This is a genomic window from Rhodobacter sp. 24-YEA-8 (assembly GCF_900105075.1).
In the GTDB taxonomy this organism is placed as follows: domain Bacteria; phylum Pseudomonadota; class Alphaproteobacteria; order Rhodobacterales; family Rhodobacteraceae; genus Pseudogemmobacter.
In genome coordinates, this window is the sequence record NZ_FNSK01000001.1 from 911640 (window position 1) to 930842 (window position 19203).

Below are 19203 nucleotides of genomic sequence, written 5' to 3' on the forward strand. Positions count from 1 at the left end.
CATACGATTTCCTCTTGATCAGGCGGGGTTAAGCCTTCATCAACCGAAAAGGGCTTAATCTGGGGAGATAGTCCTTGTTATGACTGAAGAAGAGAAGGCCACGCAGGTGTTGCAGGGCCGGGTGAAGTGGTTTGATCCGGCTAAAGGCTTTGGCTTCATCGTCAGCGATATTACCAATGCCGATATCCTGTTGCACGCGAATGTTCTGCGCAACTTCGGGCAGAGTTCAGTCGCGGATGGAGCAGGAGTCACCGTACGGATCCAGACTACACCACGCGGTGTACAAGCGGTTGAAGTTCTTGCGATTGAACCTCCGGAAGGGCCTGTTGTGCCCCTGGGGGAACTGGCGGGTGAGCTTTCGGCAGCGGATTTATCTGTTCTGCCGATGGAGCCTGCACGTGTAAAATGGTTCGACAAAGCCAAGGGATTTGGCTTCGCCAATGCTTTCGGGCGGGCGGAAGACATATTCATCCATGTCGAGGTCTTGCGGGTCTCGGGTTTTGCGGATCTGATGTCAGGCGAGGCGGTGGCGCTCAAGGTGATTGAGGGCCGGCGTGGCAGAATGGCAGTGCAGGTGCTGAGTTGGGAACGTGCAATCGTCGCCCAGACGGGCGAAGCCGAATGATGGCGCGGGCGGTGGCGGTGCTGCCGCCCTGCTGTCTGGTCTTGTCGCAAACTACACATAAATCCCTGGAAAATTCGGACAGCACTCTGGCTGCAGCGCCGGAGTACTGCGTGTCTGGTCGCAGGCCGCGCGGGAACGCTCGTGCGCTGCTTTCGGCCATCCTGGCCGGGGTGATCCTGAGCGGTGTGGCTGTGCCAGGCCTGCCCTTTGCCGGCGCGGCACAGGCGGCGCAAACCTGTTCCCTGTCACGCATCGACCTGCGCCCGCCCGCGAAAGCAGGGCAGGGGGAACCCCAGAGCTTTTCCGTCGAAATCGCCGATACGGCTGCCAGCCGCGCTCAGGGTCTGATGTATCGCGAAAGCCTCGCGCCCGAGGCAGGGATGCTCTTCATCTATGAGACACCGCGTCGCGCCGAGTTCTGGATGAAGAACACGCTGATCCCGCTCGACATCATTTTCGCCGATTCACGGGGGCGGGTGACGGTGGTGCATGAAAACGCCGTCCCGGGCGATGAGACGCCGATTCCGGGCGGTGACAATGTTCTCTACGTGCTCGAGATCAATGGCGGGCTGGCAAAGAAAACCGGAATCGTTCCGGGCAGTGAGATGCGCCATCCGCTGATCAGCGCGGGTGCCTGGCCCTGTCGCTGACCATGTCGCAGCCTCGGCCCCGTCTTTGCCTCGCGCGTAACGGCGCTATCTGCGGCCCTGCCTTGAAATCTGAGTGACGCTGCCGGCTAGAATGCGAGATCAGCCCGATCCGGACGGCAGGGTATTGCAGATCCGGATCTGGCCCCAAGCCACCTGCGGCCGCCCGTCGAAGCGGAAGTGATGAGGGCGCTGTTCTGTCGGTGCCGTGAAGCCGCGACCGGCGCGGGCTTTCCGCTGCAGGTCCGGAGAGTGAAGGCGCCCTCTGTTCGGGCCCGGTGGCGAAGGCAATTGTCAGAGCGCAGCACAGGCCCGCCCCCGGCGCTGCCAAACCCGGCAGCCGGGTCAGATGATCTGGCCGAATTTCTGACATAGTAAAAAACAACGTACTCAGCGCCGGACTGAATCGGTTGCCCGCCGGGGCTCCGGCAGCATGAAGAAGGCCCCGCGCGGGCGGTATTATTTTTTATATTCAGCATCTTATATGGCGATCTCGCTTGGTGGTGCGGGAAGTGAAGGTCTTCGCGTATTGCCGTATGAACAGGCGACCAACAGGTGCGTGCAGAGCTTTCTGTGCCGGTTATTTCGGGTAAAGAGGTGGGGCCGTCAGGCTTCCTGTTCCGTGATTTGCGCCACAGATCGGAAGCCGATGGTGCAAAGCGCATTTTTATTGCAAACGGGGCTTTCCCTGCCGGTGGGAAACAGCTATCTGACTGCCAGTTCGGGGCGTAGCGCAGTCTGGTAGCGCGACGGTTTTGGGTACCGTAGGTCGGGAGTTCGAATCTCTCCGCCCCGACCAGCACTTAGCAGGTTTGCAGGTGCAGATTTTACACCACATTTTACAGCTTTGTTCCGGTTGTGTCCCGAAGGCGGGCCAGCTTGTCGCCAATTCCGTCTGCCATTTGCGGTGACAGCGCGACGTAGTTTTCGATAACCTCCGCCGCATGTTTGATGGACCATCCCATCGCAACCGCGATCTCTTTGAGTTCTGCGCCGGCAGCCAGAAGCCGGGTGGCGGCCGTTCCTCGCGCGTCGTAAAGGCGGAGCTCCTTCCTCATCTTGAGCTTGTCTCGCCATTCACTGACAGAATCACCCAGGTAGTTTTCGTGGCTGTAGGCCTCGCCCCCCTTGTTGATGATGAGGTAGGTCTGATGCTTCGGCATATCATCGATCAATGCCGCCAGGCGCGGCGTTACTGGGATCGATGCCAGTCGGCCTCGTTTGCGGGTCCGCAGTACAATCCTGCGGCCATGCGGTGTGGGTAATATGTCATCACGCGTAAGGCGGACCAGATCGCCCGGCCGCAGGCCGGTCTCGGTTGCTACAATCAGAATCCTGCCCACTTGGGGTGGTGCACCGGCTACGAAGTCGTCGATCTCGGCCTCGCTCCACATAATCTCCGCGCGATCTGACGAATACAGGGCGGGGATATCCCGCAGATGATTCTGCAGTATCATTGCGCGGTCGATTCCGAACTTTACCAGACGCTGCAGGTGGCGCAGTCGGTCATCTCCGACTTTGCCGCCGATCTTGTCGCGCCACTCCAGGACCTTGCGTCGAATTCGAGGGTCGTCAAAGGCGTCCGCGTCGATCTTGCCAAATTTGGTATCAATCCCGTTTTTGGGATGAAAGAAACTGTTGCGCATATCCTTTTGGGTGGTCACCTTCTTGTCGGCCTCGGTTTCCTTCATTGGTGTGCGCTTCGATTTCCGGGAGGCCTTGTCGAGGGCCTTGTTGATCCCGGCGACGGCGCCCATCGTCGTTTGGGCTTCCTCTCCGCCAGCCCGGATGGTCATGCGCGTATCGCCGTCCATGCCGGATCCTTTCAGCAGCATCCCGGCGGGGTGCCGGGGAAGGTGAGGTTGAGGAGGGTGGTCAGCACCGCATGGCCTGCGACCAGGGCGAGCCCGACGACTGCCAAACCAGCGCCGACCACCAACAGCGCCTTCAAGGTCTCGAAAGAGGCGGAGCAGATCTGGGCCAGTCAGCATCTCAACATCGAGATTGGCGTTGGTCTGGGCGGCTCGGCATGGTCAGGGGCGATGCATTGGGAAGAGGCGGTGTGCGAGGGGCTGACCCTCGATGAGCTGCTCGAGCAGAGTGAGGTTTGCACCATCGGGGTTGACTGGGGCGGTGCAGACGACCTTGCGGCCCTCGCAGTTCTCGGACGCCGCAAGGTGGATAAGGTCTGGCTACTCTGGGTTCGTGCCTGGGCGCGACCATCGGTTTTCGAACAACGGCCGAAGATTGCGCCTCAGCTGCGTGATTTCGAAGCAGATGGGGATCTGAAGGTTGTAGCGACCGGCGAGGAACAGGCCGCAGAGGCAGCGGCGATCTGCGCCCGGATCTGGGCGGCAGGAAAGCTGCCGGAGGCGTCGGGGATCGGCCTCGACAGCGCCGGCATCGCGCTGCTGTTCGACGCTCTGACCGCGTTAGAGATGACCGATCCTCTGGTGCAGGCTGTCAAGCAGGGGTGGGCCTTGCAGACTGCGCACCAGACCCTGCCTCTGAAGCTGGAGTCGAAACGCCTGCTGCACGGCAATCAGCCGCTCCTGAACTGGTCGGTTGGCAATGCGAAGCAGGAGTTGGTCCGCAACAATTATATGGTGACCAAGGAAGCCTCGGGCGCGGGCAAGATTGACCCGCTTATGGCCGCTCTGGATGCCGCGATGCTGATGTTTCTCAACCCTGCGGCGTCTGGTGGACCATCGGTCTACGAGTCGCGCGGCATTCTGATGATCTGAGGTGTTCATGGGCCTGTTGGACCTGTGGCGTGGCTCGCCCGCGCCGACTGCCGCCGCCCGCGTGGAGCCGGCGGTCTCTTCGATTGTCGCGCCGGCCGTCTAGGGTCAGGACCCATTGATCTTGTGCTTTCAGCATGATTCAGGCTCGTCAAGGAGATCGATGGATGAGCAACCTATTTTGGCTGACTGAGGCGCAGATGGCGCGTCTGGCGCCCTTCTTCCCCAAGAGCCACGGGAAGCCTCGTGTTGATGACCGGCGTGTTTTGAGTGGAATTATATTCATCAATCGCAATGGCTTGCGGTGGAGAGATGCCCCTAAGGAATATGGTCCTGCGAAGACCCTCTACAATCGTTGGAAGCGCTGGAGTGACAGGGGTATCTTCGCCTGCATGATGCACGGCCTGGCGGCAGAGGCGGCTGTTCCGAAGACGGTGATGATCGATGCCACATATTTGAAGGCGCATCGCACGGCATCCAGCCTGCGGATAAAAAAGGGGGGGCAGACGACAGACGGGGGCGGGCAATCGGTCGAACCAAAGGCGGGATGAACACCAAACTGCACGCCGTGACCGACACCGCAGGACGCCCCATCCGGTTCTTCATGACCGCAGGCCAGGTCAGTGATTACACTGGGGCCGCCGCGTTATTGAGCGGCCTGCCATCGGCAGACTGGCTGCTTGCAGACCGTGGATACGATGCCGACTGGTTCAGAGAAGCCTTGAAAGACAAGGGGATAAAGCCGTGCATCCCGGGCAGGAAGTCTCGGAGCAAGCCCGTCAAATATGACAGGCGCCGCTACAAGCGCCGAAATCGGATCGAGATCATGTTCGGCAGACTGAAAGACTGGCGGCGGGTCGCAACGCGATACGACAGGTGCCCGAGGGTGTTCCTCTCAGCAATCGCGCTCGCCGCAACCGTCATCTTCTGGCTGTAAAACAATAACGAGTCCTGACCCTAAAGGCAACAGGCATAGCAAATGGCGTCAAAGTAAAACATCTTACGGACAGGCACTTTGAGATCGCGGTAGTGGGTAGTGATGGACTAGACCACAACATAGCTGACGTGGGGTTTGGGTGCAGTCAAGTGCTGCCGGTTCTTGTTTCTGGCTTAAAATCAATGATTAGGCAGAAGTTGCCCAGCGGGAGAGTTTCTTTTGGACATTCGACCCTAGTTGTTCAAGAGCCGGAAATTCACCTGCATCCAAATGCCCAAGCTGAACTGGGTTCATTTTTTGTTGGAGTCGCAAATAAGGGACCCCAGGTTTTCCTTGAAACTCACAGCGACAACATGGTTTTGCGTGTCGCTCGCCACATCGCAGCAGGGGACATTGATGCTGATGCTGTGAGAATATTTTACATAAGAGATGACAATGGCACGAAGAGCGTTTCACGGATAGAGTTTGATGAATCTGGAAGATTTAAACCCGAGTGGCCGGGCGGATTCTTCCCTCAACGACAATCAGAATCTTTTGAACTAGCCAAGGCCTCCGTTGCAAGGGTGAAAAAAATTGATGCCACCAACCGTAATTGATGCAAACTGCATGAAGCATTTTCAAGATGAGAGGTTAAATGGAGAGGAAGGTGCTTATCACGAAATGATTAATTGCGCATTCACAAAGGGTTCTGTTGCTATAGATTTAGATAAGCGGGCCGAGCAAGAATACTACGATTGCTGCAAGCCATCCGTTGCAGGTATCAATTTGCAAGATTGGATTAGTGATCAGCTGATTACCGGAAAATTTATTTATTGCATCCATGATGACAGCGCAAAAAGGAAGTTGCGAGAAATGGGAGTTCCTGCAAAGGATTTGAAATGGCCAGCTATTGCCATTGGCTCAGGAGCAGACCTGATAATAACAAATGACATAGACCTATTTGACCCTGCCGCAAAAAATTACACCTCCAAGAAGAAAGATCAGATCAAGCGAGACGGAGGTCCTGTCTCTAAGTATCTTAGGAAGAATCACAGCATAGAGGTATCAAAGGCAGAGCACTTTATTTCAACTTAGCCTTTTATTTTCGGATCTTTGCTTCTCGGAATCGTGGCAGCGCTTGCAGAGGGCTTGCAGGTTGTTCCAGTTCATCACTAGCGCCACGTTGCCGTGGTGGCGCTGGATATGGTCCACAACCTCGGCACCAGCACCGCAGAACGCACAAGTCGGGTGCAGGCGCAGGAACTCGGTCCGTAGGGCTTCCCACTGGCGCGTATAGCCGCGCTGGCGGCTGTTCGGGCGGGTTGCATCATACCGGCGCTTGCGGGCGCGGATGGTATCACGCTGGCAAGCGCAAAGTTCACCAGCCGGAATAATGGCACCACATGAACAGAGACGGGGCGGCGCTGGCATCACGTCACCAGAGCAAGGTGACGGCGACTGCATCCGTGCCGGTCGCCATAATCCGCTTGGGGCGCAAAGCGATGAAAAGCGGCTTGCAATCCAGCGTCATGCCTTGGGCAAGGATGGTCAGTTCCTCACCGTTCTGCATCACCAGCCGAAGCGGGCGCGGTGTCATTGCGTCCTGTATGACGCCGCTGCCGTCTGGCTGTTCCAGATATGGGATATGGATTGCCGAAGGGATCACCGGCAGGTCAGCGGTGTCGTTCGGGGTGACGGTCAGGGCATTGTCATAAGGCGCGCCTTCGCTGGGGGCGCGGCCTTGGAACGGGTCGTTACTCATTGGATACTCGCTACTTAACTGGTGGTGGACTTCCCGAGGAATTTTCCAATCATGCCGCCATTGCTGGCGATGTCCTCGCGGTTGTGGATGCTCAGCGCCCCATTGATCATGGTGCCACCCGTCCAAACCCGACCATAAGCAATAGGGATGATACCCCCTTCGCGGGTTGTGTTTTGCGGGCCGGTCATGGTGAAGGACTTTTCGTTTTCCTCGGCTTTCAGCTCCGGGGCCAGCAAGGTCGCCACGCCGGTAAGCATGAGGCTGGCTCCCATAGCGCCTGCAATGGAACCCATGCTCATACTGCCGCCCGCGAACAACGGGGCAGCAAGGGCCGCGCCACCGAGGGAGGCAAGCCCGATCAGTGCAACCCCTGCAATGATCTTGCCGAGGCCACCGCGTTTTGAACCTTTGATAACCGGGACAATGAACAGGTCTTGGGTGCCAAGTTTGAAGCCCGGCAACATGGCTTCATCCAGTTCCATGCCGTTCTTTTGGGTCTTTCCGACAATCACCCGGAAATGGCCGTTGCGGATGGTATTGAAGAACTTGGGGAAGTTCGCTTGCAGGGCGTCAATGGCCTCTTTGACGGTATCAACCGCCAGCCTGATCTTATGGCCGAACTCACGGCCCAAGCTGCCGTGAAGATGTATCGTTCTCATTGGTGCCTCGCTTTCAATGCCCGCAGCCCTTCGCGGTCAAAGGCAGGGTCAAAATCCTGTTCCTCGATCTGCCGCAGGCGCTCAGGTGTATAGTTCCCGGCAGGGGCTGATTTGTCGGATGGGATGCCAGCAAGGCGCAGTTCGCGTTCGGCTTGCGCTTCCAGCGCCGTGACGATCTCGGCCACAGAAGCGTTCCAGACCTCGGACGGGGGCCAGTGCAGCCAGCTTGTGGCGCGGCTGAACAGTTCGGTGAAGAACCGGGATAGCGGCATGGGGTCGGATGCTGGCGCTGGTGATGGGGTTGCCTCGCCCTGCGCTGGTGCAAGGATAGCAGCGAACAGGGCGAGGCAGGCCGCTTGTGCTAATGGGGTATAGCGCACAAGCGGGATGGTAGCGGCATACGCCAGGGCGATTTCTGCCCCCTGCCGATCGGCAGCGGCGGCGCGGATGACCGCGTAAATCGTGGTGATCTTTTGCCGGGCGATACCATCCCAAAGGGACGCGATACCGCCCGGCAGGCTTTCAAGGGCCACTGCCACCCGCAGGGATGCCCGCAGCATCACGGTATGGGGGCCGATCTGCAGCGAGATTTCCGAAGCGGGTTGCAGCGCCGAAGGCATGGCTTATGCAGCCATTTTCAGCTTGCGGAACACATCGGTGCGGACCACGCCTGCACCGACACGGCGGCGGGCATGGAAGCGGGCAAGGCCGGTGATGCGTTGCGTCAGCAGGTCGGGCATCACGTCGAGCGCCACGCGGTCATAGATGCGATAGCCCGCTTTGAAGTCGCCAAAGATGATCGGCGTTGCAGCAGCCACCACGTTCGGCATGTCCAGCGCTTCCACGACAGGACGCCCGAGGATGGTTTCCGGCTGGCCCGCCTGATAACTCGGCTGCCACAGATAGTTGCCGTTGCCGTCTTTCAGCTTGCGCACGGTCGCCAGCGTGGTGCCGTTCATCACCCATGAACCCCGGTTCCGGTAGGTGGCGGGCATCGCATAGAACAGGTTGATAAGGGCATCCGGCGACAAGGTGGTGGCATGGCCGTTGTTCGTCTCGGCAATGCCCGCAGCGGTCATAAAGCCGGTCGGTTCGATGGCGGATGCAGCACCAACGCCGCCGTTAACAAATGCCGTGGCCTCTTTCAGGCCGAAGTCCTCGGCCAGCGCAAGCCGGACCTCGGCCTCCACATTGGCGGAATCTTCCAGCATCCGCAGCGACAGGTCCACATAGGTCGCCAGTTCCTTCACCGTGAACTCGGATTGGCCGAAGGTCGGTTCCGAGGCGGTGCGGGCGGTGGTTTCACCCACCCAAACAGCATTGGTGATGGTGTTCCGTTTCGGCAGAAGGATGGTGTGGCTGGTCGGCTGGTGCAGCCAGCCGGCCCCCGTGCGCGAAGCTCCGGATCGCGGCGCTCCAGTGTCGCGAGCAGAGCAAAGGCCGGACAGACGCTGCATCAGACTGAGGGAACTTCCGGCTGAGTGGATTTCCGGGGCAGGTCAGAAGTAGCTTCTCATCCATGGGAGGGGGAGCTCATCCTGGCTTTGGGGGAAATTTCCTCAGCGCTCATCTCTGACCATCTCCAAATCCGAGTCGAGCGCCGGAACCGCCGCAGTGATGTGCTTTGCACAGCGGTGATTTGCTAGCCGATCACTCAGCGTTCCGGAACATCACGGTTGGTGCGGGGCGCTATGGCCCCGGCCGCGGCCAAGATCTGGCCGCAGACCATGCCAGCTGTGTCATCGACGTCGATGTGCTGCATGAGGCGGCGCTGGTCGCGCGCCAGATCGGCGTGGGGCAAAGGACCGCTGCCCCGGCCTATCCCGGGAGGGCCAGGCTGGGGGCGGCAATCCGGAGAGAGTGGCCTCAGAAGTCCCAGTCTTCGTCTTCAGTGGCAACCGCCTTGCCGATCACATAGCTCGAACCAGAGCCCGAGAAGAAGTCATGGTTTTCACTGTCAGGCGACAGCGCCGCGAGAATCGCCGGATTGACCTCGCAGACCGAGGGCGGGAACAAGGCCTCATAGCCAAGGTTCTGCAGCGCCTTGTTGGCGTTGTAATGCAGGAAGGCCTTCACATCCTCGGTCAGACCGATGCCGTCATAAAGCTCTTCGGTATAACGCTGCTCGATCTCGTAAAGGTCAAACATCAGGGCAAAGGCGAAATCCTTCAGCTCTTCGCGCTTGGCTTCGGTCAGCTTCTCCAGGCCGCGCTGGTATTTGTAGCCGATATAATAGCCATGCACCGCCTCGTCGCGGATGATCAGGCGGATCAGGTCGGCGGTATTTGTCAGCTTCGCGCGGCTCGACCAGTACATCGGCAGGTAAAAGCCGGAATAGAACAGGAAGCTCTCGAGGAAAACGCTCGCGATCTTACGCTTCAGCGGATCTTCCCCGGCCTTGTATTTCTCCAGCACGATCCGGGCCTTGGCCTGAAGATGCGGGTTCTCTTCCGACCAGCGGAAGGCATCGTCAATCTCTTTGGTCGAGCACAAGGTCGAAAAGATCGAGGAATAGGACCGCGCATGGACCGATTCCATAAAAGCGATATTCGTCAGGCAGGCCTCTTCATGCTGCGTCACCACATCGGGCATCAGCGAGATCGCCCCAACCGACGACTGCACCGTATCCAGCAGCGTCAGCCCGGTGAAAACCCGGATCGTCAGCTCCCGCTCTTCGGGCCTCAGCGTCGACCAGGACTGCACATCATTCGACAGCGGCACTTTCTCGGGCAGCCAGAAATTCACCGTCAGCCGGTTCCAGACCTCGAGGTCCTTTTCATCCTGCAGCCGGTTCCAGTTGATCGCTTTCAATACCGTTTTCGGCATCACATGATCCTTCATCGGGGAAGAACCTTTCATCTGTCTAAAAATATCCCACGGGGGTCCGGGGGTGTGAAACCCCCGGCGCTCAGCCAGACCTCACAGGGTGCAGGAAACGCAGCCCTGCACTTCGGTCCCTTCCAGCGCGGTCTGGCGCAGGCGGATGTAGTAGATCGTCTTGATGCCCTTCTTCCAGGCATAGATCTGCGCTTTGTTGATGTCGCGCGTGGTGGCCTCGGCCGGGAAGAACAGCGTCAGCGACAGGCCCTGATCGACATGTTCCGTCGCCGCCGCATAGGTGTCGATGATCGCTTCCGGCCCGATGTCATAGGCATCGCGGTAATATTCCAGGTTCTCATTCGACATGAAGGCCGCCGGGTAATAGACGCGCCCGATCTTGCCTTCCTTGCGGATCTCAATTTTCGCCACGATCGGATGGATCGAAGAGGTCGAGTTGTTGATATACGAAATCGACCCGGTCGGCGGCACGGCCTGGAGGTTGCGGTTGTAAAGCCCGCTCGCCATGACATCGGCTTTCAGCGCTTCCCAGTCTTCACGGGTCGGCAGCGTCACACCCTCAAACAGTTCGGTGACTTTCTCCGACACCGGCAGCCAGTCGCGGCCGGTATATTTGTCAAAAAAAGTGCCATCGGCATATTTCGACTTGTCGAAGTCTTTGAAACTCTGCCCATGCTCGCGCGCCAGCAGGTTCGAGGTGCGGATCGCGTGATAGGCGACAGCGGCAAAATACACGCTGGTGAATTCGACACCTTCGGGCGAGCCGTAATGCACATGCTCACGCGCCAGATAGCCATGCAGGTTCATCTGGCCCAGCCCGATGGCATGGCTTTCATCATTGCCGCGGCGGATCGACGGGACCGAGTCAATCGCCGACATTTCCGACACGGCGGTCAGGGCGCGCACGGCCGCTTCGACGGTCTTGCCCAGATCCGGGCCGTCCATTGCTGCCGCAATATTCAGCGAGCCGAGATTGCAGGAAATATCCGTGCCAAGGTGATCATAGCTCAGATCCTCGTGGAAGGTGGACGCCTCGTTCACCTGCAGGATTTCCGAGCAGAGGTTCGACATGGTGATGCGCCCGTGGATCGGGTTCGCCTTGTTCACCGTGTCTTCGAACATGATGTAAGGGTAGCCGCTCTCGAACTGGATCTCGGCGATGGTCTGGAAGAATTCCCGCGCGTTGATCTTCTTCTTCTTGATCCGCTTGTCATCGACCATCTCGTCATATTTCTCGGTGACCGAGATTTCCGAGAAGGGGACGCCGTAGACCTTCTGCACATCATGCGGCGAGAAGAGATACATATCCTCGTTGTTCTTCGCGAGCTCGAACGTGACATCCGGGATCACCACGCCAAGCGACAGCGTCTTGATGCGGATTTTCTCGTCGGCATTCTCGCGCTTGGTGTCGAGGAAACGCAGGATATCGGGGTGGTGGGCGTTCAGATAGACCGCGCCCGCCCCCTGACGCGCGCCCAGCTGGTTCGCGTAGGAGAAGGAATCCTCCAGGAGCTTCATCACCGGAATGACGCCCGAGGACTGGTTCTCGATCCCTTTGATCGGCGCTCCGGCCTCACGCAGGTTCGTCAGCATCAAGGCCACGCCACCGCCGCGTTTCGACAGCTGCAGGGCGGAGTTAATCGAACGGCCAATCGACTCCATATTGTCTTCAAGCCGCAGCAGGAAGCACGAGATCAGCTCGCCGCGCGACATTTTTCCTGCGTTCAGGAAGGTCGGCGTTGCGGGCTGGAAGCGGCCCGAAAGGATCTCGTCCATGAAGGACATCGCCAGCGCCTCATCGCCACGCGCGAGCGCCAGCGCGACCATGACCACGCGATCCTCGTAACGCTCAAGGAAGCGCTGACCGTCGCGGGTCTTCAGCGTGTAGCTGGTGTAATATTTGAACGCGCCGAGGAAGGTCGGGAAACGGAACTTCTTCTCATAGGCCGCATCCCAGATCTGGCGCTGGAAATTGCGCGAATACTGGTCCAGCACATCGGGCTCGTAATAGCCCTCATCGACCAGATAGCGCAGTTTTTCATCCAGGTTGTGGAAGAAGACCGTGTTCTGGTTCACATGTTGCAGGAAATATTGCTTCGCCGCCATGCGGTCGGCGTCGAAGCGGATTTTGCCTTCCCCGTCATAGAGGTTCAGCATTGCGTTCAGCGCATGGTAGTCCAGCGCCGGCTTCACGCCATTGTCGAGCATTCCATCCCCCAGAATAGATCAAGCCCGCGCCGGACGCGGGCGATGTCGGTTTCCGTGCCGGCCAGCTCGAAGCTGTAGAGAACCGGCACATTGCATTTGGCAGCTATAACCCGGCCCGCAAGGGCATAGGTCTGTCCGAAATTTCGGTTGCCCCCGGCGATCACTCCGCGCAGACCGGCGCGCCGCTCAGGGTCATTCAGAAAGCGGATCACCTGTTTCGGGACCGCGCCACGCCCCTCGCCATCGGCGAATGTCGGGCAGATCAGAACGAAATCCCCGCCCGGATCCGGCATAGGATCCTGCGGGGATATTGGGATACGCAGCGCCGCGCCATAGCGGCCAGCGCTGACTTCTTCCAGGCGCGTGACGAAACGCAGGGTATTGCCCGAGGCAGAAGAGAAAAAGACGAGCCCGGGCACGGAGACCCCCTCAGCTGGCGAGGCGGCCGATCATATCGGGACGAAAGCCAGCCCAATGGGCGTCACCGGCGATGACGACGGGGGCCTGGCGATAGCCGAGTGCCACGACGCGATTCATCGCATCGGCATCTTCGGTCAGATCGATGATGGAATAGGACAAGCCTTTGGCGTCGAGCGCACGGGTGGTTGCGGTGCACTGAACGCATGCGGGTTTGGAGTAAACGGTGATGGTCATTGCCTGATCCTTCTACTGTCCCATGTGGCTGCGGTTCACTGAGAAACGGCCAGCGGAAAGCTTCCGCCGGGTCATATTCTCGCGCCCGTCGCACGGTTTTGTTGCCTTCACTTTGCCCTGGGATCCTGCCGCGGCTATGGTCTTCCCGAAGGTTTCCCCCCGGAGTTTCCCCTGGCCGTTCCTGCCGCTGGCTGCGCCCGGAAATGCCCCGGTTTCCCCGGATTTCGGACGCGTCGCAGGCTGCAGGTTTGCTCCCGGAACATCTGCATATTGATCCCCGATTTGCCCTGCTGTCAACATCTTGTGTTATTGAAATGCCAGCCGTGACCGGAACGACTCAGAGTTGAAAAGCTGCTGAAATCAGAGGAAATCGTTGCTTTGCCGTGGGCGCATGGCGGAAATGTGTGCCCCTAAACCCACAGAGCCGGGCTGCGCAATATTTCGCCTTGCACAATATCCAGGAGCAGGGGCGCCCCCTGGTCGGGCCGCTTCGTGGACAGAATGGTGCACATCTCTGGGGATAAGCCGGTTGACCCAGGGGAAGGCACTGCAGCTGCCGGTCGCGCCCGCCGGGCCGTCATCAAATTGATTCGAAGGTCCCGAGTGGCAGGTCCTGGTTCGCGGTGTTTCAGGCAGCCGGGGCAGGCGGGATGGAATAGGTCATATTCGCCCGAGCCACCGGATCCTCGACCCCGTCCGAGAAGATCAGCGCATCGGCCACCGCCAGCACACGGCCAAGTTTCAAAAGCCGCACATCGCAGTAAAGCCCGCGCCCGGCGGCTGGCTTGCGCATGAAATCGATGGAACATCCCGTGGTGACCGCAAGCGCCACCGGCCCGATCCTCGACAGGATGGCAAGGTAGACTGCCACATCGGCAAGGGCGAACATCGTGGGGCCGGATACGGTGCCGCCCGGGCGCAGATGGCGTTCGGCCACTTGCAGCCGCAGCCTTATGCCCTGATCTGTCACCGCATCGACGGTGAAATCCGCCGCCACCTGGCCGAAATCGCGGGTGACAAAGTCGTTCAGCGCGGCTCTGTCCATCAGGATCGGTTTTGTCATCGGTGTTCTCCCATATCTGCGCGCGGTGCCCGGCGGGGAGAGTAGCTGTCTCAGACGCACCGGCAAGGCTGCCGATGCGTCATTTCTGTCAGGATTTCTGTCAGGCCGCGCCGCTCTCAGACCTCAACCGTGATCTTGCCCATCGGGTTCGAGCAACAGGCGAGGATCCAGCCCTCGGCAATCTCGTCATCCGAGATGCCGCCATTATGGACCATATGCACATCACCTGCGGTTTTCTTCACCTTGCAGGTGCCGCAAAGGCCAAAGGTGCAGCCCGAGGGGATATTGAGCCCCGAGCGTTTCGCGACGGCCAGCACCGTATCGGTCTCGGAGCAGCGCGCGGTGACGTTCGACGCCGCAAAGGTGATCTGCGCGCCGGCATCCGCATCCGGGATCACATCTTCGATCACCGGCGCCTCGGCTTCGGAACTTACCGGGGCGCCAAAGCTCTCCTGATGGTAATGTTCCATATCGAAGCCAAGCGAGACCAGCATGTCGCGCACCGCCTGCATGAAGGGCTCCGGCCCGCAGCAGAAGACCTCGCGCTCCAGATAATCCGGCGCCATCAGGCCCAGCATGATCTGCGACAGGCGCCCCTGATAGCCGGACCAGGTCTGGAACGGGTCTGGCTCTTCAACCGTGAACCGGAGTTTCAGCCCCGGCACGCGGTCGGCAAAGCCTTCCAGCCGTTTCTTCAGCAGGATCTCTGACGGGCGTTTCGCGGCATGGACGAAGGTGATGTCGGGCATCTCGCCCGAATCCCAGGCCCAGGTCGTCATCGACATCATCGGCGTGATGCCTGATCCCGCCGAGATAAAGAGGTATTTCTTTGCCGGATGCCGGTGCGAGCTGAAAATCCCCGCCGGGCCGTAAGCTTTGATCTTCATCCCCGGCTTCAGGTGATCGAGCATCCAGCGCGTGCCGATGGATGTCGCCTGGGCTTTCACCGTGACCGAGATCGACAGCGGCCGCGACGGCGAAGACGAGATCGTATAGGTGCGCTGCACATTGCCCTTCGCGCCCTTTTTCGGATCAACCGGCAGGTCGAGCGTCACGAACTGGCCCGGCTGATAGTCAAACCAGGCGCCCGAGGGCGCGCGGAAGGTGAAGGTGGCAGTATCCGGCGTCTCGGGCACGACCATGGCGCATTCAAGATGCTCCGCATCATCCCAGGGTTTCGCGGACCAGTTAAGCTGTTGCCTTCCCATGATTTATTCCGCCGCCAGTGCCGGGCCTGTGCCGGAAACAGGGCCAAGGCGTTGCGTCATGATGCCCGCATACCAGTCCACGAACTGCATCACCCCTTCTTCCTGGATCGGGGAATAGGGCCCTGGTTCATAGGCGGGCGAGAGAATGCCCTTCTGGTTTTCTTCGACCACCTGGCGGTCTTCGTCATTGGTGTTGAGCCAGACACGGGTCAGGGTTTCGAGATCATAATCGACGCCCTCGACCGCATCCTTATGGACCAGCCAGTTGGTGGTCACTTGCGTCTCGGTCGGGCTGATCGGCAGGATGCGGAAGACGATGGCGTGATCGCCAAGGAAATGGTTCCAGCTGTTCGGGTAGTGGAAGAACAGAAGGCTGCCGGCATCGTTGAAGGGCATGGTGCCCATGCGTTTCGCCACCGCCGCCTTTGTCGACATCGTATAGCTTTCGGCGCCGTTGAGCAGCGGGATGCGGGCGAGCCGCCATTGCATCTGCGGATGGTTGGTGAAGCGCGAGGGCAGGCCGGCCGCCTCGCAGCGTTTCCAGTGTTCGATGATGTCGGGCGAGGCCGAATCGGGTCCCTCCATTGCCGTCATGCGCGGGTTGTCGGAATAGGTCCGGCACAAAGACGGGTGCGCGCCGCCGCAATGATAGCATTCGCGGTTGTTCTCGATCACCAGCTTCCAGTTGCCGTTTTCGACGATGGTAGAGCTGAAAGCGACCTTTGCATCCGCGAGCCCCGAGGGGGCCAGATACGACATCAGCTTCGGCGCGAGGTCGGAAATGGAAGGGGGCACATCGGCGAGACAGATGAAGACCATGCCGCCAAGATCGACACAGTGCACCTTCTTCAGCCCGAATTTCGAAGGGTCGAAATCCTCGCCCATATCGCGGGCGAAAATGAGCTTGCCTTCGAGGTCATAGGTCCATTGGTGATAGGGGCAGACAAGGTTCGTCGTCGAGCCATTGGTCTTCGCGCAAAGCCGCTGACCGCGATGGCGGCAGACATTGTGGAAAGCGCGGATGCGATTGTCTTTGCCTTTGATGATCACCACCGGATAGGCGCCGACCTGAAGCGTGGCAAAGGCGCCGGGTTTCTCCAGCTCGCAGCCCGGAATGGCAAAGAGCCATTCGCGATACCACAGATGTTGAAGATCAGCCTCCAACACCCCGGGATCGCAATATAAATCGCGCTCTAAGGCATAGCCGCTCTGGCGTGCCAGAAGGCGGGAAAGGGTCTCGGACTGGCTCAGCATTCGCTGTCCTTCGCGTTAGCCCGCGCGCGCTGCGCGGGCAGGTTTGACGTGCGATGGACAACAGGCGGCGAAGGGCCCGCGCGGGGATGGACCCGCGAGCCTGTTGCCGCTTCGCCGCCCACCGCGGCTCGACATCTCGTGCAAGGCTGGTTTCCGGGCTTGGCGAGCGGTCTTTTCAACCCTGGTCGCGACACCTTCCCGGGCTCCTCCGCCCAGTGGTCCTTGTCGCGCCTCTCAGCCTCTACCGTTGCGGGGGCAGCGCCGGCTTTGACCCCTTGCGGGACCGCACCGGCTTCCCAATTCTCCGCTGTCGCCAGCGGCACCTTGCGAGGCTGAATTGATCACAGTGCGGCGGCCGGGATTGTCTGTTTGCGACATGTCGCAAAGCGGAACAGACAGCGGCCCTGTAAGCAGCCTCATTCGCGCTGAAAGCGGGATTTTGCCGGTTGCCAAACGAAAATGCTCCGCTTAACGATTGGGCAACTTACTCGTTGGGGTGTCCCGGGAAACCGGGGCTGAGAGGCCGCAAGGCTAACCCATCGAACCTGATCCGGTTCATACCGGCGGAGGGAACGGGTGGTCTGATCGTGTCTCTGGCGGCCCGTTGCGGCTTGCCCGGACGCCAGTCTCCCCAAATCTTTTCGCCGGTCATTGGGGGCATGATGACGGCGATAGCTTTGACCATAGCGGGGTCTGATTCCGGCGGCGGCGCAGGGATCCAGGCCGATCTCAAAAGTTTCGCGGCGATGCGCGTTTACGGGGCCAGCGTGATCACCGCGATCACGGCGCAGAACACCCGCTCGGTGACAGCGGTGATGGCCCTGCCGGTGCAGATGGTCCGGGCGCAGCTTGATGCGGTGTTCGATGATCTTGCCGTGGGCGCGGTGAAGATCGGGATGCTGGGCGATCCGGAACTGGTCTCGACCGTAGCGGCGGCGCTGAAGGGGCGTAATCTGGCCCTGGTGGTTGATCCGGTGATGGTGGCGAAATCCGGCGACCGGCTGCTCGCGGCCGAGGCAGTCGCGGCGCTACGCGAGGAGCTTTTGCCGCTTGCGACGGTTTTGACCCCGAACCTGCCCGAAGCGGCCGATCTTCTGGGCGAAAGCCAGGCCAGCAGCCATGGGGTGCAGGAAATACAGGGGCGCGCGCTCCTGTCGCTTGGGCCGGCCTGGGTGTTGATGAAAGGCGGTCATGCCGGGGGGGCAGAATGCCGCGACCTGCTGATCGGCCCTGAACCCCATGTTTTCACGGCAGAACGCCAGCAGACCAAAAATACCCATGGCACCGGGTGCAGCTATGCCGCAGCGATTGCGGCAGGGCTGGCGCAGGGGATGACAATCCCCGATGCGGTGGCGCGGGCGCATCGCTGGCTCCAGGGGGCGATCCGGGCAGCGGATGCGCTGCAGGTCGGATCCGGCCATGGGCCGGTGCATCATTTCCACGCGCTCTGGCCGCAATCATGAGCAGCGTCCATATTCTCGGGGCCGGTGTCATGGGCCTTGTGATGGCCAGTGAACTTACGGCGCGCGGCCATGAGGTCACGATCTCGGACCCTGCCGGAGGCCCCGGGCCGCAGGCCTGTTCCTGGTGGGCCGGCGGTATGCTGGCGCCATATTGCGAGGCGGAATCGGCAGAGGAACCGGTCGAACGGCTGGGGGCCGGCGCGGCCGCCTGGTGGCAATCCCATACCGGGCTGGTCACCGGGGCCGGGACGCTGGTTCTGGCCGATCCGCGTGACCGGGGCGATCTGGCGCGCTTTGCGCGGCTGACCAAAGGACATCAGACCATTGGCGGTGATGAGATCGCACAGCTTGAACCCGATCTGGAAGGCCGATTCCGCGAGGGGCTCTGCTTCAGAACCGAAGCACATCTGGCCCCGCGCGCGGCGCTTGGCGAACTGGCCCGCCGTCTCGCGGCCCGGGGGATCGTGGTGACGCCCGAGCCGTCAGAGGCGCCGCTGACCATCGACTGCCGGGGGCTCGCGGCGCGCGACAGTCTCAGTGACCTGCGTGGTGTGCGCGGTGAGATGCTGTTGATCCGCTGCGAGGGCGTGAGCCTTTCGCGCCCGGTCCGCCTCCTGCATCCCCGCATCCCGCTTTACATCGTGCCGCGCGGCGACGGGCATTTCATGCTGGGCGCCACGATGATCGAAAGCGGCTGGCGTGGCCAGGTGACGCTGCGGTCGATGATGGAGCTGATGGCGGCGGCCTGGACGATCCATCCCGGTTTTGGCGAGGCCGAGCTGGTCGCGACCGGGGCCGATGCGCGCCCCGCTTTCCCCGACAATCTGCCCCGGATCCGGCGGCGGGGCGATGTAATCTTTGCCAATGGTCTCTACCGCCACGGATTCCTCCTCTCGCCCGCCTGCGCGCGGATGGTGGCGGAACATCTCGAGACCGGCGCACAGCCCGAGTTCATGGATGAGGTGAGGACATGAGAGTTTTCGTGAATGGAGAGGCAAGGCTGACCGGGGCGCGCACCCTGGCGGCTTTGCTTGAGGAACAGGGCTTTGGCGTAGCCGTGGCGACTGCGGTGAATGAGGTCTTCATCGCCAAAGTCGCGCGGCTGGAAACAGAAATACAAGAGGGCGACCGTGTCGAAGTGCTCGCCGCCATGCAGGGGGGCTGA

The 19203-nt window shown here is 60.3% G+C and carries 21 protein-coding genes, 1 tRNA gene, 1 pseudogene and 2 riboswitches; of the genes and pseudogenes, 10 read left to right on the forward strand and 13 right to left on the reverse strand.

Translation table 11 applies throughout. From position 1 onward, the window contains the following. Positions 1-79 precede the first annotated feature (79 nt). From BLW25_RS04565 to BLW25_RS04575, 3 genes are all read left to right on the forward strand, one after another. Positions 80-625 carry a cold-shock protein gene (locus tag BLW25_RS04565; protein WP_092896749.1) on the forward strand — a complete coding sequence of 182 codons (546 nt, stop codon included), beginning with the start codon at positions 80-82 and terminating at the stop codon, positions 623-625. Between the two features lie 176 nt (positions 626-801). After that, positions 802-1275 (forward strand): DUF192 domain-containing protein, encoded by a 474-nt coding sequence (locus tag BLW25_RS24880; protein ID WP_394328444.1) that lies wholly within the window; start codon positions 802-804, stop codon positions 1273-1275. A gap of 719 nt (positions 1276-1994) precedes the next feature. After that, positions 1995-2071: transfer RNA gene (locus tag BLW25_RS04575), tRNA-Pro, on the forward strand. Between the two features lie 40 nt (positions 2072-2111). On the opposite strand, the gene BLW25_RS04580 is transcribed toward BLW25_RS04575, so the two are convergent. Beyond that, a complete protein-coding gene (locus BLW25_RS04580) occupies positions 2112-3086 on the reverse strand; it encodes a tyrosine-type recombinase/integrase (protein ID WP_171909475.1) in 975 nt (324 codons plus the stop codon). Between the two features lie 57 nt (positions 3087-3143). Between BLW25_RS04580 and BLW25_RS04585 the strand changes: the two genes are divergently transcribed. The 4 genes and pseudogenes from BLW25_RS04585 to BLW25_RS23880 all read left to right on the forward strand — a co-directional run bounded on the left by BLW25_RS04585 (position 3144) and on the right by BLW25_RS23880 (position 6024). Beyond that, positions 3144-4016 (forward strand): hypothetical protein, encoded by an 873-nt coding sequence (locus tag BLW25_RS04585; RefSeq protein ID WP_171909476.1) that lies wholly within the window; start codon positions 3144-3146, stop codon positions 4014-4016. A gap of 164 nt (positions 4017-4180) precedes the next feature. Next, a pseudogene (locus tag BLW25_RS04590) lies at positions 4181-4950 on the forward strand (IS5 family transposase). Between the two features lie 35 nt (positions 4951-4985). Beyond that, the gene (locus tag BLW25_RS04595; RefSeq protein ID WP_290438702.1) at positions 4986-5546 is read left to right on the forward strand and encodes an AAA family ATPase; all 561 of its coding nucleotides are present in this window, start codon (positions 4986-4988) and stop codon (positions 5544-5546) included. A gap of 10 nt (positions 5547-5556) precedes the next feature. Then, a complete protein-coding gene (locus BLW25_RS23880) occupies positions 5557-6024 on the forward strand; it encodes a hypothetical protein (protein ID WP_143040440.1) in 468 nt (155 codons plus the stop codon). On the opposite strand, the gene BLW25_RS04600 is transcribed toward BLW25_RS23880, so the two are convergent. From BLW25_RS04600 to BLW25_RS04655, 12 genes are all read right to left on the reverse strand, one after another. Next, the gene (locus tag BLW25_RS04600; protein ID WP_366267806.1) at positions 6016-6393 is read right to left on the reverse strand and encodes an HNH endonuclease; all 378 of its coding nucleotides are present in this window, start codon (positions 6391-6393) and stop codon (positions 6016-6018) included. The genes BLW25_RS23880 and BLW25_RS04600 overlap by 9 nt on opposite strands. Continuing rightward, a complete protein-coding gene (locus tag BLW25_RS04605) occupies positions 6365-6691 on the reverse strand; it encodes a spike base protein, RCAP_Rcc01079 family (RefSeq protein ID WP_092896760.1) in 327 nt (108 codons plus the stop codon). Before BLW25_RS04605 ends, BLW25_RS04600 begins: the two co-directional genes overlap by 29 nt. A 14-nt stretch (positions 6692-6705) precedes the next feature. Next, positions 6706-7350: a tail assembly protein gene (locus BLW25_RS04610; RefSeq protein ID WP_092896762.1), complete on the reverse strand. Its 645-nt coding sequence runs from the start codon at positions 7348-7350 to the stop codon at positions 6706-6708. Next, positions 7347-7883: a hypothetical protein gene (locus BLW25_RS04615; RefSeq protein ID WP_143040441.1), complete on the reverse strand. Its 537-nt coding sequence runs from the start codon at positions 7881-7883 to the stop codon at positions 7347-7349. Before BLW25_RS04615 ends, BLW25_RS04610 begins: the two co-directional genes overlap by 4 nt. 90 nt (positions 7884-7973) lie before the next feature. After that, the gene (locus tag BLW25_RS04620) at positions 7974-8807 is read right to left on the reverse strand and encodes a phage major capsid protein (protein ID WP_092896766.1); all 834 of its coding nucleotides are present in this window, start codon (positions 8805-8807) and stop codon (positions 7974-7976) included. 409 nt (positions 8808-9216) lie between these two features. Beyond that, complete coding sequence (gene nrdF, locus BLW25_RS04625) at positions 9217-10209, reverse strand: class 1b ribonucleoside-diphosphate reductase subunit beta (RefSeq protein WP_253188210.1); 993 nt, start codon at positions 10207-10209, stop codon at positions 9217-9219. 60 nt (positions 10210-10269) lie between these two features. Further along, a complete protein-coding gene (nrdE, locus tag BLW25_RS04630) occupies positions 10270-12396 on the reverse strand; it encodes a class 1b ribonucleoside-diphosphate reductase subunit alpha (RefSeq protein ID WP_092896770.1) in 2127 nt (708 codons plus the stop codon). Beyond that, positions 12378-12815 (reverse strand): class Ib ribonucleoside-diphosphate reductase assembly flavoprotein NrdI, encoded by a 438-nt coding sequence (nrdI, locus tag BLW25_RS04635; RefSeq protein WP_092896772.1) that lies wholly within the window; start codon positions 12813-12815, stop codon positions 12378-12380. Before nrdI ends, nrdE begins: the two co-directional genes overlap by 19 nt. 10 nt (positions 12816-12825) lie before the next feature. Continuing rightward, positions 12826-13050, reverse strand: coding sequence for a glutaredoxin-like protein NrdH (gene nrdH, locus BLW25_RS04640; RefSeq protein WP_092896774.1), 225 nt, complete (start codon positions 13048-13050; stop codon positions 12826-12828). Between the two features lie 628 nt (positions 13051-13678). After that, on the reverse strand, positions 13679-14113 hold the full coding sequence (locus BLW25_RS04645) for a PaaI family thioesterase (RefSeq protein ID WP_249495260.1): 435 nt from the start codon (positions 14111-14113) through the stop codon (positions 13679-13681). Between the two features lie 116 nt (positions 14114-14229). Next, on the reverse strand, positions 14230-15321 hold the full coding sequence (locus tag BLW25_RS04650; protein WP_092896776.1) for an FAD-binding oxidoreductase: 1092 nt from the start codon (positions 15319-15321) through the stop codon (positions 14230-14232). 3 nt (positions 15322-15324) lie between these two features. After that, a complete protein-coding gene (locus tag BLW25_RS04655) occupies positions 15325-16575 on the reverse strand; it encodes an aromatic ring-hydroxylating oxygenase subunit alpha (protein ID WP_092896778.1) in 1251 nt (416 codons plus the stop codon). Between the two features lie 126 nt (positions 16576-16701). Then, positions 16702-16917, reverse strand: a riboswitch (cobalamin riboswitch). Between the two features lie 140 nt (positions 16918-17057). Next, positions 17058-17164: riboswitch (TPP riboswitch) on the forward strand. A gap of 73 nt (positions 17165-17237) precedes the next feature. Between BLW25_RS04655 and thiD the strand changes: the two genes are divergently transcribed. The 3 genes from thiD to thiS are packed head-to-tail and all read left to right on the forward strand — an operon-like array spanning position 17238 to position 19203. Then, positions 17238-18038 carry a bifunctional hydroxymethylpyrimidine kinase/phosphomethylpyrimidine kinase gene (thiD, locus tag BLW25_RS04660; protein ID WP_092901509.1) on the forward strand — a complete coding sequence of 267 codons (801 nt, stop codon included), beginning with the start codon at positions 17238-17240 and terminating at the stop codon, positions 18036-18038. Then, positions 18035-19012, forward strand: coding sequence for an FAD-dependent oxidoreductase (locus BLW25_RS04665; protein ID WP_092896780.1), 978 nt, complete (start codon positions 18035-18037; stop codon positions 19010-19012). Before thiD ends, BLW25_RS04665 begins: the two co-directional genes overlap by 4 nt. Continuing rightward, positions 19009-19203, forward strand: coding sequence for a sulfur carrier protein ThiS (gene thiS / locus BLW25_RS04670; protein WP_092896782.1), 195 nt, complete (start codon positions 19009-19011; stop codon positions 19201-19203). The genes BLW25_RS04665 and thiS overlap by 4 nt, the downstream gene beginning before the upstream one ends.

Excerpts from the sequence above, each read along its gene's own strand:
- BLW25_RS04580 (WP_171909475.1), bottom strand. The coding sequence starts at position 3,086 with ATGGACGGCGATACGCGCATGACCATCCGGGCTGGCGGAGAGGAAGCC.
- BLW25_RS04655 (WP_092896778.1), bottom strand. The coding sequence starts at position 16,575 with ATGCTGAGCCAGTCCGAGACCCTTTCCCGCCTTCTGGCACGCCAGAGC.
- nrdF (WP_253188210.1), bottom strand. The coding sequence starts at position 10,209 with ATGAAAGGTTCTTCCCCGATGAAGGATCATGTGATGCCGAAAACGGTA.
- nrdH (WP_092896774.1), bottom strand. The coding sequence starts at position 13,050 with ATGACCATCACCGTTTACTCCAAACCCGCATGCGTTCAGTGCACCGCA.
- BLW25_RS04565 (WP_092896749.1), top strand. The coding sequence starts at position 80 with ATGACTGAAGAAGAGAAGGCCACGCAGGTGTTGCAGGGCCGGGTGAAG.
- BLW25_RS04620 (WP_092896766.1), bottom strand. The coding sequence starts at position 8,807 with ATGCAGCGTCTGTCCGGCCTTTGCTCTGCTCGCGACACTGGAGCGCCG.
- thiS (WP_092896782.1), top strand. The coding sequence starts at position 19,009 with ATGAGAGTTTTCGTGAATGGAGAGGCAAGGCTGACCGGGGCGCGCACC.
- BLW25_RS04600 (WP_366267806.1), bottom strand. The coding sequence starts at position 6,393 with ATGCAGTCGCCGTCACCTTGCTCTGGTGACGTGATGCCAGCGCCGCCC.
- nrdE (WP_092896770.1), bottom strand. The coding sequence starts at position 12,396 with ATGCTCGACAATGGCGTGAAGCCGGCGCTGGACTACCATGCGCTGAAC.
- BLW25_RS23880 (WP_143040440.1), top strand. The coding sequence starts at position 5,557 with ATGAAGCATTTTCAAGATGAGAGGTTAAATGGAGAGGAAGGTGCTTAT.
- BLW25_RS04605 (WP_092896760.1), bottom strand. The coding sequence starts at position 6,691 with ATGAGTAACGACCCGTTCCAAGGCCGCGCCCCCAGCGAAGGCGCGCCT.
- BLW25_RS04645 (WP_249495260.1), bottom strand. The coding sequence starts at position 14,113 with ATGACAAAACCGATCCTGATGGACAGAGCCGCGCTGAACGACTTTGTC.
- thiD (WP_092901509.1), top strand. The coding sequence starts at position 17,238 with ATGACGGCGATAGCTTTGACCATAGCGGGGTCTGATTCCGGCGGCGGC.
- BLW25_RS04665 (WP_092896780.1), top strand. The coding sequence starts at position 18,035 with ATGAGCAGCGTCCATATTCTCGGGGCCGGTGTCATGGGCCTTGTGATG.
- BLW25_RS04610 (WP_092896762.1), bottom strand. The coding sequence starts at position 7,350 with ATGAGAACGATACATCTTCACGGCAGCTTGGGCCGTGAGTTCGGCCAT.
- BLW25_RS04650 (WP_092896776.1), bottom strand. The coding sequence starts at position 15,321 with ATGGGAAGGCAACAGCTTAACTGGTCCGCGAAACCCTGGGATGATGCG.